This is a genomic window from Zooshikella ganghwensis, from assembly GCF_018263875.1.
Taxonomy (GTDB): domain Bacteria; phylum Pseudomonadota; class Gammaproteobacteria; order Pseudomonadales; family Zooshikellaceae; genus Zooshikella; species Zooshikella ganghwensis.
Window position 1 is genome coordinate 191,382 of sequence record NZ_JAEVHG010000007.1, and the last position, 15,013, is coordinate 206,394.

At 46.5% G+C, this 15,013-nt stretch carries 1 protein-coding gene (running past one end of the window); it reads left to right on the forward strand.

The features are described from left to right. Positions 1-15,013, forward strand: the 5' end (the start) of a protein-coding gene (locus KHS79_RS12385) for an Ig-like domain-containing protein (protein WP_212719376.1). Its footprint extends 30,125 nt past the window's final position; 15,013 of the gene's 45,138 nt are visible here — the first part of the coding sequence; the start codon lies at positions 1-3; its stop codon lies off the right edge, out of view.

Here is a 15,013-nt window from a genome sequence, read left to right on the forward strand (position 1 = left end):
ATGCAGTATTTTAAAAAGGCTTCCTTTATTCCTTCATCTTTCAAGATCGTTATTTTATTAATGATCTATTTTTTTCTGTCAGCATCCGCTTATGGGGTTGATAGCGATATTCGCGTTGTGCATTCATTAACAGGGCGATCAGAGCAAGAATCTTTCAGTTATATGCTATCAATTTCAGACTGCCAGCAGGTATTAAAAGTGGTAGTGCCTGAATTAAGTAAGACTTATTTGCCTGATGAAATGACGTGGAATAGCCAAGGAAATTGTAGCTTACGTATTGACTTTGATAAATTGCAGTTGTTGCCTAGCGTTTCGTTGCAGTTGGCTGATGGATCTACGCAGCAAGTTCAAGAAACATTTAGTGTGGAAGCTCAAAAACCACAATTGACCTTACAGAAGGTCAGTGTTGCTGAAGAAGAAGGAAAAGGTTTCTTGCGAGTTGATTTAACGGCAAGTGATGATGTAGATATTCACTATATTGCGCTTAATGTCAAAGGTGTCCGTATTTCAGACCTTAGGCGCTACAGTGGAATTTTAAATCAAGCATTGGATAATGCATTTGCGGCCACAGCGACAACAAAAATACTTTACCCTTATCATGAACAGCAAACATCTTTTGTTTTGGAACTCCCACTCGCTGATATTTCGGTAGAAGAAGCCATCCAAAATGGCATGGTGATAATTGATGCTTATTGTGTCGATAGTTCTGGAAATCGCACTACCATTGCAGAAATGATGACATTGTCAGAAAGCACCGAAGAAGCCATTTTAAGTACTCATGTTATCCCTAAAGCAATGGTTTTTTCTAACTCACTACAAAACTTCCAAATTATTCCAATGGTGAATTATCAATACCGTGGAGAGGTGGCTTTGTCGGGGAGTGGTCGGGGTGTAAGTTACTCAACAAATGCACCTAACAAAGTATGGGTGAGTGAAGAAGGGGCTGTTTATCCCTTACAGGAAACGGCTGGTGAGACAGTTGAAATCAAGGTTGCCTTCCCCAACGGTGATACGCAATCTATTCCAGTCACAATTGATTTTAATAAGCGTGTTAGCCGCTTAGCCACTAATCAAATGGGTACCGTTGACCCCATAATGATTTCTAGGTTGAATCAGTTTCAACCATGGCAAGACTTATTTGTGGTATTTGATGATGGGACGGTGACGGCTTTACCCAATAACATTGCAGTAGACTATCAATTACAGGTAGAGGAAAAAACACGGCTTGAGCTGTCTACTGAGCAGGGACTATTAGCAAAACACAGTATTGATGAAAATGCCCCTGCACAATTACAGGTAACAGTACCTTCACTCAATAATTTATCGTTAGCAATACCCGTATCCGCAAAAGATGGTCCACCTCTTCTTAAACTTAAACCTGCTGGTAAATTAGTTGCTGAGCAGGCTTTTTCACTACAGGTTGATGCCGAAGATGATGTAGGTATTAATGAGGTTAACTATTATTTGAATAATCAATTAGTCGCGAGTACTTCTGCTGCACCTTTTCAGGTGTCCTTGCCTATTCCGGATCGGTTCGTAGGTCACCAGGTTGAGATAAAAGCCATTGCTTATGATACGTTGGGCCAGTCGTCTATTGACCAGTTTACAGCACAAGTGGTCAGAGATGAGGCTGGTGTTTTTCCAGAAGTGCAATTTGAATTACCCATTGAAGGCAAGCGGGTAACAGAGGGCACATCATTAACGGCTCAATTAGCGATTGATTTAGGCATCATGGGCAAAGGTGAAACACGTTCATCTATCCAGTCGGTACGCTTTTTTATTGATGGTAAACCAACATTACCAATTACTTATCCGCAATTTACACTCAGAGATGGGCCTACGAAAGAAAAATATTTTTTTGAATTATGGCGTACTAATATCAACCTTGACCCCATTGGCACAGATGAAACAGCAATATCACTGTATGCAGAAATAACGAATACTCAACAAAAAAAGCAACAGCTCCCTGCAAAGTTAATTCGGGTTTTTAAAAATAAACCACCCATTGTGAAAATTGTGAGTCCTTTAACCGGGCGTGATGTCAGTGCGGGTGAAAAAATAACCATTAAGGTGGATGTATCTGATGATACTCTTTGGCTAGGAACGGCATTAAGGATTTCAGCCAATGGGAAAATGATTGAAGAGCAACAAATAATCGATATCACTCAACAGCAAAGCACAGCGTATAACTTAGGTAATACCCAACGGGAAATAAAACTCTCAGTACCTGCTGAAGCCATTGGCAGTTCTATTGAATTACAGGCAGAAGCTATTGATGTTCATGAGCAACGTGCACTGAGTTCGCCTGTTGTTATTTCTGTAAAAGCTGATACTAAACCTTCTGTTGCCTTAACTTATCCCGTTGAAGGAACTGTCATGACGGGAGATATTCCGGTTGAAATACGGGCTACGGCCACGGATGATTTAGGGGTGCAACGGGTAGCATTTTATGTAAATGAAGTATTACTCGGTACGGATACTCGGCCGCCTTTTAGTGTTATGTATACGCCACCTGTTTTAGAAAAAGAAACACCTGTTCAAGTAAAAGCCATGGTTTTTGATACGGCACAGCAACAGGCAGAAAGTAATGTGGTGAATGCTGTTATTGGCAAAGATGTTGAACCGCCAGTGGTTAATGTTGTATCTCCCTCAGAATACTCGGGTGATGGCCACTTAAAGGTCATTGAGCAGGAGCAGTTCGTTTTAAAATTAGCAGGCTATGATAATGTGGCTACTACCTCAATTTTGCTACAAGGATTACGCCATCAGCAAGGTCAAGGTTATCAATTAACGGGTGATGAAAATGATCAGGTAACATTTACTGGACAGGATATTAAAACTATTCCGGGTGCAGTCAATGCATATTCTTTAGCGTTGTTAGTGAATAGTCCTGCCACAGTGACTCAGGATACAGGTGACGTACTTTCGCTAAGAATTAATGTGAGTGACCAGCAGCAAAATACAGCAAAACTTACACAAACACTGTTGGTTTCGAAAGATAACCCACCCGCAATAACAGAATTCCAACCAGCAAATGTTCAACCGATGTTATTGAGCAAGCCATATTTATTTACCTTGGTGGCTGAGGATGATATTAGTGTCAATAATCTGGTGGTGGAAGCAAGGCGGCCTAACACCAGTGATGTTGTATTCGCAAAAACCTTTGCTGGCGGGACAGATTTTCTAATTGATAAAAAGTTGATTAAGGATTTTGCATTGATATTGGCTGATCAACCCGCATTAGCCAGCTTGCCTGCAGTTGACTTGACGTTTTTTGTTGTTGATAACAAAGGTCAGCGCTCTCCAGCTCGGCAGCAAACACTTACCTTTTCACAAGATAATGAGCCACCTATAATTACACTTTTTGGGCCAGATGAAGGTAAAAACTATTATGCGGGTGAGAAAATTCAGTTAGATTTTTCTGCTCAAGATGCATCAAGTATTAAGCAAATTAATGTATTGCTGGATAGTCAATCCATTTACCAAAAAAACTATACGACAAATAGTATTAAAGAACGGCTACCTGTTACTGTACCTAATGGCCAACCCTCTTTTACATTAAGTATTTCAGGTAAGGATACTTATGATAATGAATCGGCCATTATTACCAAAACCTACACCATTATTCAGGATGAGAAACCTCAGGTTTCAATAAGAACGCCTGCCACTAACAGTGTTTTTATGGAAGGAGCATTGTTTGCGCTTAATGTGGCTGCCAGTGATGACCGTAAATTGCAGTCACTCACCGCCTACTGGCTTTTTTCTGACCAAACACAGCAGCCTATCCATAGTTTTAAATTATCAGATCAGGCGAGCAGTAATACGCAAGCTTCTAGCGTTCGCCAAGCACACTATCATCATCATGATGTACGGGTCCCCAAAGCGGTTGGCGGCAATGAGGCACAGCTTATCGTAGAAGCCAAAGACAGTAGCGGTCAAACACAGCAAGCTGCCGTCACGCTTCAACTGAAACATGATGCAGAGCCACCTGCGGTATCACTCACCAGTAACCAGTTTGATATTTTACCAGGGCAAGCGCTGACATTAACGGGGGTGGCCAGTGATAATCAGTTTATTGACCGCATAGTGCTGGCTATTAAAGATGCTAATGGCCAGTTATTAACACCTGGCATTTCCATTGGACGCAAAGACGAAGTAAAACAGGAGGTGGTACAGGATGTATTAACGCTTGGTACCTTTGTGAAAGGGAGTCGTTTTTATTCAAATTTTGATTTGTTGGCTAACTTTTCCAATCAGGATTTTCTCACCTATGCCCGCCAGCCGCTCACGGGCACATTGACAGTAACGGATAAAGGGGGAAATAGTGCTGAGGAGTCATTGGTCATTCGGTTACTCCCTGATAAAACACCACCACAGATATCGATTTTACGTCCAGAAAGCCAACAGTTTAGTAATGATGAGTTAGCGTTTTCTTATTCTGTCACGGATGATTTCTTGCTGGCTTCTGTTGTTTCTTATGTCGTTAAAGGGAATGACAAAGTCATTGTCCAGCAACAAGAAGGAATTAATGGTCCACATCATTCAGTGTCAGCACTCAGTAAGCCACTGGCTGATTTTAACTTAGCGGTGAATGATCAGTTTGACGTATTAGTAGAGGCAAAAGATCAGTTTGGCAATACGGCATTACTATCACGTGCAGTAGAGGTAATAGCAGATCAGCCACCCAAGGTAGTTGTTACCAGTGAGCCTCAACAGATCCAGGGCAGTCGTATTGATTTGGCTATCCAGGTTGAGGATGATGCAGTCAGTCGAGAGGACCCTGTGTGGCTCTTTCCGCTTGCCACAACCTTAAGTGGTTTAAAGGTTGATGATTCATCATCGACGCAGGTTTCACGCCAGATCCAGCAACAGGTTAAGCAGCAGACAGTGACTTCACCCAGTCCACGGATGATTAATATGCCAGGCCTGACCTTGGCCTATCCAGAAGCGGGTAGTTGGACGGGCCAAATTTGGGTTGGAGATCAATTGGTATTAAGTGTTAAGCAACAGCAAATGACGCTGTGGCCTGTGCCTTCACTTACATCTGACTCAGTGATTCGTTTTACAGATGGTCAACAGAATGCACTCACCATTACAGCTGAGGTAACTCGGTATACAGACGATCTTTGCTTGGCTAAGCCCGATATCCTCACCACGACCTTTGATGACGGGCAGTTAGCTTTAAAAGATTTGCAGGTGGCAGGTACCCATCGTTTGGAAATTAACCTGCGTAACAACAATCCAGTACTGAATGGCTTGCTACGGCGTATGGTGATTCAGCTGGCGCAAAGTGATCAGTTGTTAGCGCCGCTTATAGTAGCAGTCAGTGATCAGCAGCAAAATGAAGCGCTGTTGTATTTACCTAAGTTACTGTCTGCGCGGCAAGCTCAAACAGAGCTTAAACAGCAGGTGCTGACATCAGTAATGACTCAGGCAGATATGGCTATGGCCATGTTAGTCAGTGCGTCTGACCGGGCCACTCATACGCGTGATATGCAACAGCTAAACCCACTTTATCATTGGCAACTCAGGGGGGATACTTTGCCTCCTGAGCTGAGCTTATTATCCCCATCATCAGGCAGTCATGTCATCAGCCAGCAACAGCTCTTCTTTGAACTCAACTTGGCAGATAATTCCACGCAAATAAAAGCACTTCAGTTAATGGATAGTAAAGGACTGCTGTTACGTGCGTTTAGCCCTAAGGCAAGTCAAACCAGTGTTAAGCTGCCCTATACTGTGCCATCTGGTTTATTGACAGGCGATCTGGCACTGACTGCTCAACTTGTTGATTGGTCAGGAAATCAGCAACGTCAGGCGTTTTTATTCCCCATACAGCAAAACCAGCTACCCACCATTCAGCTGACAGGTTGGAATGATCAGGCTAGGGCGATTAAGGATTTGGAGCGATTGAGTTATGGCGAGTTTTGGGTCAGAAATGGTGGTCGCTTTACAGTCAATTGGCAGGGGGCTGACGATACCGGGGTCTCTAAAGTTACTCTGCGTCAGTTGTCAGCGGAAGGGGTTCCCATACAAACCCTGTTTGAGAAAAGCTATGGGGTATCCTGTCCTAATGCACCTAATCTGGTAGCTGATGAGCAGGTTAGTATTGATTTTAACGAAACGGCTCCCACACAGTACGAACTTATTATTGAAGATAATGCCCAGCAGCAAGCCCGCCAGCGCTTTTTAGTCTACCCACAAGCTAATATCCAGCCACAAATAGCTATTCAATCCCCTGCTCAGGACCAGTTTATTGTAGCAGGCACCCAACAGCTCCTGGTGAAAGTGTTAGGGGTTGATGATCGAGGTATGAAAGGTTCTCCCAGCTTCCGCGTCAATGGTATGCCCGTCTTCCTGTCACAGCCTGATGTTAAAAGGGAGAAACTGGAAAAAGAAGAAATTAATGTCGTGTTGCAAGGGTTTTATGATCGATATGAGGCGCTCTATAACCCTCGTATCGCAGCAGAAGTCGCGATTAAAGAAAATATGGTTGAGCGCTACTATGTGCTGACGCTGCCTGAGCTATTGATGGATACCCAGCAACCCCTGACATTGCAAATGACCTGGGCTGATAATGAGTCGGCAGTGGCAACCTTAGAGCGGCGCATACAGGTTAAAGCGGATGATATTCCACCTGTTGCCGTATTTGTGGGACCTGCGGTTGAGGTGGGGGCAATAGAAGGTGCAGATATGACCCTGCTGTTACAGGGGTACGATAATGTACAAGTGAAGCAATTGGTGCTGGAAAAGCGTTATGGCATTAAGTTAAAGGATGGTAGTTATCAGTATGGTGATTACACGGTTATTCAACGCTATGAAAATACATCTCCAGTAGACTTCAATCCAGTTACCACCCTCAATATAGACTCTCCTTTATATCGGCATTTAGTGCATATTGATACCCAGTCTCGCATTCTTAGTTTGTTTCCGACGATAAGCCGTCAGCAAGTGGAGCGTATGGATGTTTGGTTCCGCTTGGAGGCATCCGATAAAAATCGTCAAGCTCACCGTGAAGTGGCGTTTCTCGTTAAACCGGATGAGCAGCCCATTGTCGATATCATGACACCCCAGCCAAACCAGAAGGTGGTGGAGTCTACAGCGTTAGAAGTGTTGGTAAATGCTCAAGATGATGTCGGGGTCGCTTATGTCAATTTATCAGCACGCTATGCTGATGGTAGCGAATATAGTTTTACCCAAAATGAGCCTCCGTATCGATTTCAAGTCCCTATGCCAACCTATCAGAACACGGGTTCAGCGGCTGACAATCAAGTAGAGCTTTGGGTGGAAGCAGTCGATACCTATGGGCATCGCTGTCCTTTAACAGACTTTAATCAACTACCAGCCTGTGAAAAGTTAACGGTTTACACTCAGACCGATCAGGCCCCCCTTATTACCCTGGTAAAACCTGATGCTGGGGCGGGTTTTATTGAAGGCCAGTCTGTTCTGGTACAGCTCAATGCGGCTGATGACGTCGGGGTGGATCGGGTTAACCTACAGGTTTCAGGGTTGGTTGGCGGTGACCAAGTACTGACTGATGTCGAGTTTCCCTATGAGTTTTTATTAACCTTACCCTATGGCCAGGCGGGCAAGCCGATTAGTCTAACGGCCAGTGTCACTGAAGTGCGCCAACAAAACCCACGGACGATTTATACCCCTGTACCACGTAAGCTGAATGTAGAGGGTGATCAGGTAGCGCCGGTTATTGCCGTCAAGGCACCCGCTCAGCAGGGGGCACAAATCTCTGAGCTACGAGTTCTGCCTTTTGCGGCGGAAATCTATGACAATGTGGCGGTTTCGCGCTTAGAAGCGCAGTTACGGGTCGATAAAAATCAGGATGGAGTGTTTGTTGATAACGAGGTGGTCCAACAACAGACTCAGGTTGCACCACCTTATGCGGGTAGTTTCAGTGTCCAGTCGCTGGCAACCTACTTAACTGGTCAGTCAAATGCAGGCAATGTGTCACAGCTGCCCTTGCAGGTAAAATTTATTGCTTATGATGGAGTAGGTAATACGGCTGAACAATCGGTAGCAGTTCAATTGGTCGCCAACCAGCCTCCGACGGTGACCAATATCCAGCTATTAGATAACCGGGGCTTTAATTTAGGTGAACAGTCTGAGATGGCCGAAGGCCGGCGGGTACGACTCAATGTACTGGGACAAGATCCAGAGCAAGGGGTTGCCAGTGCTGCACTTTATTACAGCTTATTAGATGATGATGGCAATAACACTGAGCTTATCTTTTTAGGTGAAGATGTTGCTGCGCCTTTCCAGTTTGACTGGCAAATTCCAAAAGGCAGGGTCGGCCAACGCATTCGATTTGTTGCCAATGTTAAAGATGTGGATGGTTTTGCCTCTACAGACTTTGCCCGGCCGTCCACTTTGACTATTACGGCAGATGCTCCACCTGTGGCTAAAATTGTCAAACCCAGTAATGCGAGTAGCGCGTTGATTGCGGGTACGGCGCTGGAAGTGGTGGTGGAAGCGTTTGATGATTTGGGTGTCGATGGCATTAACTATGTGGTGTTTTATGTTAATGGCAAGCCCATACGAACCGTTACCAGTAGTCTAGGAGCGCTGACAGGTTCATTAGCACAAAATCATCTTTATCAGGCCTTTTTGCCTGCACCAGAAGGTGTGGATGGCTTTTTGATACAAGCGCTGGCCTATGATCAGCAGGGCCAGGTGGGTCAAAGCCAAGTACTGCAAGTGGGGCAAGTCAGAGATACGGTTCCACCGAAAATCAGCATACTCTCACCCATTGACCGGGATATTTTGACAGCAGAACAACCACTGAAAGCAGTGGTTGCCGTCGATGATATTGGTGCCCCCATTGAGCGGGTAACAATGAGCTGGCAGCGTGAATATGAATCTGTGGGTGGTTGGCAAGTGTTAGCCAGTGATGAGTTGGAATTGAAGCAGACCACCAGTAATGACCCCGCTATCCCGGCAAGTGATCCGGAAAACCATCGCTATATTTATTGGGCAGAATATAGCAGTGGCATGATTTTATCTCGGGCTCGTGAACGTAATGAACGGGTCCGGGTGGTGACCAAGGTGGTGACACCTGCCCATACCGTAGAAGAAACAGCTTACTATGAAGTCGGCTGGCCGATCAGTCAGCGGCGCTATATGGCTCCCGCAGAAGGGCATACTGCTGAAGCGCGTGGGGTGTATTACACCGCCGTTGATCAGTTTAAATCTATTCGCCAGTCATCGACTTCAGATAGCCTACAGGGAGCGATGGTGGGCGCTTGGTCCACCCATGACCCGATGCGTTATGAGCAAGGTTTAGGTCATATTGAGGGTGCCAGCCAAAGTAAAACACCACCACGTACTGGGATATTTATTCTGGATGCAGTGGATGAAAAAGCTGGAGATGCACAGGGTAATTTTTACGTTTACTCATCGCTACTCAACAGTGCTGCAGAAATATTTACTGGGACCATCACTGAGATTACTACTGCTTCTGATCTGGTATTAGCGGCTAAAATTGCCTCACAGCAGGATAATGTTAATGTTGAGGCGTTCAGCCAGAATGAACATACCTTTGTCACCACTTTAGCGCAGGAAATTGAGCAAGACTGGGGTGGCTCAGCAGACCAGGCCACAGGGCGTATTGATCTGACCAATACGCAAGCGGAGTTATTATTATTTGCTCATCGTAATGGTGATGGGCAGTTTGGTTTAGCTTATCAGCTCACTGGGCGAATACAGCTCCCTTACGAAGATGTTTATGGCGTTGCCCGTAAAGATCACTTGGCGCTGGTAGCCAATGGCTATGGTGGGGTGCAGGTATTTGACATTAGTAACCCGACAGCTCCTTACAAAATAGGGTTTATTAAGCCCAACGGTTATGCCAGAGATGTGGTGGTTCACCAACATTATGCGTTTATTGCCGCTTCTCACGAGGGTATTGTGGTCGCTGACCTGGCGGACCCAGCACTACCGATAGTGGCACAGCTGGATACCTTGGGTATTGCCAACCGGTTGACCTTGCAAGGTGACAGGCTGTATGTGACTGATATGGCAGGGGATGGCGGCGCATCCCAGCTCAACATCATCAACATTAACAATCCCTTCCAGCCGCAACTGGTCAAAGTGGTTGAGCTCCAACCTAACCGGCCTGACCTGGTCGCAGATGGTATGTACGATGTACATGTGTCAGGGCATTTAGCCTATGTCACCATGCATTACTCTGACCAGGAAGATAAGCCTGCCCAAGCTCTGGTAGAAATGATCGATTTGAGCAAAGTCGATGACCCGACCATTGATGCCACCATTCCGGTGTTAACCAAGGCTAAGGCGACATTAGATGATTATGCCTCTCGAGGCATTACCCTTGCCCGCGGTGGCTTGCAGGTCGCAACGGGTAAAGGTGGGATTGCACGGGTTGAAATGCCAGAGCTGTCTATCCTGCAGCATACTCCTGTGCTGAATCAATATGATGTGGGGCAGCAGTTACCGGCGATCGAAGTGATGTTCTCAGCACCGCTTGCGGCTGAGCAGGCAGAGGCTGTTCGCCCATCGATTCAAATCAAGGTAGGAGATCCTATTGTCGGTGAGTTGATTACGGATCAGTTTGAGCTGGCCTACAAACCAACAACCGGTAATGAAGTGAGTCGTCAGACGCTTCTGGTTAAGCGCAAGCAGGGCTTCAATCTGGCACCTAATCAGCAGTATTTTGTAACGTTGACGGCTGGGCTGGAGCCACTAGCCGGTTATCCGCTCAGTGAAGACTATCAATTTGGCTTTACCACACAGCGCTTTCTCAATGCCGCAACACCTGAAATACAGCGCATTTGTGCGCAGTCAGCCGCTAACGCACCCGTTGATAGCTGTGTCAGTGCTGGTGATATCAGTGGTGGTACACCAATTCGTATTACTGGTAAGCACTTTGGTGATAAGCCCAAGTTGGTAGTAGGTGGACAGCCACTAGTGGTCAGTCGAGTTGAGCATGATGATCTCACGGGGGTGGATACCCTTTATGCAACAACAGTCCCCAATTATGCGGGGCCTGCTGCCGTCAAAGTGACTAATGCATATGAGTTATCCGATGTGTTGTTAGGAGGCTTTACGTATGTTGATCAGTTGGAAATCTCTTTCTTGACCCCAGCGGTGGTGAATACCAGTCAGCGGGGTGAAAACGATCAGGTGGCCATTGTCGGTTATGGTTTTCATAGCAGGATTAAGGTCACTGCCTATAAATCAGGGCAGCCTGCAACAGCACAGATATTTACGCCAGGTGCTGGCACCTTACAGCTGCAAAGCGCAGAGCGCATGCAGTGGACCGTACCTGATTTTGGCGATGAAAATTATCGTGGTTTTGTTGATATTGAAGTGGAGGATGAGCTAGGGCGCCGCTTTGTCCGGCGAAATGCTTTATTTTACGGCAAGTTGACTGTTGATCGCCGACTGATCAGCTCAGCACCTTTAGCAGCCAACAGAATCCAAGAACTATTAGCCGATCTGGCTGAAGGTAAGCCTACAGACTTTTTGCAGGATGCAGGTCGTTTACCACCTGGGCAAATTGTTGACCTGCAGTTTGATTCAAGCCAACCCCTGCTTTATGTATTAGGCGCAGGTATTACAGATGGTGTAGCCCCTGACCATGTTTATGATCGGCAACAGTTTGAGCATTATTTTGCACCAGGCTGGATATCACTGGTTCATTATGAGCCTGGCCGCTTGGCTGAAGCAGCGACTGTGCATGGTTTAGGGTATTACAACTTGCCTCAGGATCTGGTGCCTCAGGGAATGCTGGTTCATGGTCAGCAGTTGTATATCTCAGCAAAAGGGTATCACTTTAAGCATATTCAAACCGAGTTTAATAATCGGACCGCGCTACTGGTTTATCCAGCCAATACCACTGTATTTGATACTTCAAGCTCTGGTACTGGCAACAGTAGTGTATTAGCACCCAGTACCGAGCGAACCCTGCGTTATGCCTTACCGTTACCCCTTACCGCTACTCCCAGCAAAATGGTCGCTAAAGATGGGTTACTCTTTATTGCGGCGGATAAGCAAGGGGTTGCGGTAGTCAATATCAATCAGCCAGAGCGGCCAGTGGTAATTCGCCAGATTGAATCGGCTTTGATTCAAGGGCGAACGGTGCCATTAACCGTAGTGGATATTGCCATCGTGGAGCACTATCTGCATGTTACGACTGATCGTTATCGGGTGATTTATGATATTCGCCAGCCATCACTGGCTCAGGTGGGGGTGAGTGACCTGAATGGTTTAACGGCAACGACACCCACTAACCCATTACTTGCCACCAGCCGTAATATTACTTTGTTGGATGCCAGCCAGGCAGCCTATCCGCAAGTGAAAGGGCAGTATCAGTCGTTTAACTTTACCGTACCCGGTACCATCAAAGCGCAAAAAATGCAGGCTGCCAGTGTTGCTGCCGCCTCATTTCAAGGGCTGCTTGGTAGTGAGTGTAAGGGGTATGCAACCTACTTAGCCCTTTATGATATTGCGCGGCCAGCACAAATCAGCTTATTGGATGCCTTGGCAGTACCTACCAGTCGTTGTGTGGGTAAGCTCCATGTACCCTTCTGGTATTGGCATCAAACCCCCATGGATTATGCGCCTAACGGCGTGATTGCGTTGGCAACCCCATTAGGCAAGAACCAGTCACAGCTGTATTTTGTGGATCCTGTGCTATTGGATATTGCTCAGACCTCACCTGTAGCCAATGAGCGTTACGTACGACGTGATATCCAGCCGGTTATTACATTAACTCGGCCAGTTAACCTGACGGTTGAGCAGCTGACATCACAAATTGAGTTTGTGGCAATCAACGGGGATGCATCAGGTACCGCAACGCCCACTGCTGTCCCCTTTACTTTGGGTTTAAATGAGCAGCGTAACCAAATTACCTTACAACCTAGTTCCACCCTGGCTGCGAATCAGGCCTATCAGCTGCGTTTGCAGAGCAGCGCTGATCGACGCAGTGATACTCTACCTGTTTTCACAATGGACTTTACCACAGGGGCTTTGTCTGCAGCGCCACTGGTGATTCATCAAGTAACTCCGAGTGCGCTGACCATCGAAGGCGGGGAAGTCACCGTTGAGTTGGATAATGTCAGCGGTAATCTGAGCCTACAGTTGTCGGGTATGCCATTGGAGACCCTAAGCCAAACTGACTTGGGCAATGGGCGTACGCGCTATCAAGTGCGGGCCCCTCGGCAGCTGGCAGGGCCTGCCACTCTGGAAGCAAGTACTGACCAAGGAGGTTATGCCCAGTTTATTGGGGCAGTACAGTACCTTGAGCCGTTGCTGCTGAGTACCGTCACACCTAGCCAAGGACCACTGACCGGAGGAACACGGGTACGTATCTTAGGCCAAGGGTTTAGAGGTGATGCCGGAGGCATGGCCATTAAAGTGGGCAATCAGTCGTTGTCTGCGGATGTTATTAAAGTGCTGGACAGTAATACCCTGGAAATTATTACCCCGCCAGGTCCCTTAGGTACTGTTGATATTCAGGTTGCTCAAGCAGATGGTTCAGCAGGTGTGCTGAGTAGCGCTTTTACCTATCAACAAACTGTTCAGTCGAATATTACTGGAGGCGAAAAACAACGTATTTTGGCATTAGCCCTTGACCCGACTGAAAATTATTTATTTGCCTCGACAGGCAGTGAAATTCTGATTTTAGATGCTCAGGCCAGTCGCTATACCAGCCGTGCTGAAAACCCACTTAACCCAGATGATTTGCTAAATCGGGTGGACCTAAATAAAGACGGCATTGATGACCGTATTCTCGCCAAAATAGCGTTACCAAAGGGATTGGTGGCACTGGATGTTGAGCCTTACTTTGAACAGGGGGTGGATCGTTTATTTGTCACAGCAGTACGTTTGCAAGATGGTCAACCGAGTCAACCCGAGTTAATGGTGTTGGCCGTTGATGCGCTGAATTTAGCCAATACCACGGTTATTAAGCGCCTGCCGTTGCCAGGTGAGGTGGCACAGGGGTTAACCGTAAAAAATTATAAATCCTTAGTGGCAATGGGGCGTGCTGGTGTGGGCTTGGTGGATAGCTATTATCAGCAAAAGCTCTACTTGGTTGACCAGCAGCTGATGCCACAACAAACTCCAGTACTGGATGTAGCTCAGGCTCTGGAGGTAGAGCGTATACCTGGGCAGTCAGTCTATGTTGCGGTTGGGGGAGATTATGATTATCAGTCTTTCAAACTTAATGAGGGAGCAGGTGGCTTGTTTATTGTTGAACAGCAAACTGCATCATCTGCCAGCGATCGAACTGAGTCAGCCTCCGGATTAGTTGTCTTGAGCCAGTTACCTGTGGCAGCGAATCGGGTCAAGGTCAAAGGTCACTTTGCCTATTTAGCGGCAGGTGCTGAAGGGCTGGTGATTGTGGATATCAGTAATCCATTACAGCCAGTGATTGTCAGGCGCTTGAGTGAAGTCGGTTTTGTTCACGATGTAGATATCAATGGCCATCTGGTTTACCTGGCGCTGGGTAAACAAGGGATGGTACAGGTGGATATTGCGGACCCGACACAGCCCGTTATTGTGGCAAGCTTAAATGCTTATCAGGGTAATAACTTAACGCAAGTGGTGGCGGGTAGTGCAACGGCTTTGGGTGCAGGCCAGTCAGGCAATGCCCAGTGGGTAGCTCAGGTGGTGCCTGATGCATCCCTTAAAATCTATGATATTGACCCGCAGCAGCAGCTCAGTGCTTTACCCTCAGGAGCTCTAGAGATCACACTTCGCTTTAATAAAGTGGTGGATGGGTTAGACAGCAATAAGGGCTTATTTAGCCTGAACGATGCTACTGGGCAGCCATTACCTGCTAAGGTATCCCTACAGCATAATGATGTGCTGCTGACCTTAGCCGCTGAGCATGTTAAAGCCCTGCAGGATCAGCAGCCATTACAGCTTGCAGTAAAAGCAGGGGTGGCCAGTACCATCGCTAATACCAGCCAGGTACTTTACCGTCTGGCGCAGGATGTTTATTACACACTCTATTTTAATAGTGGCAAAGATCCTGCGT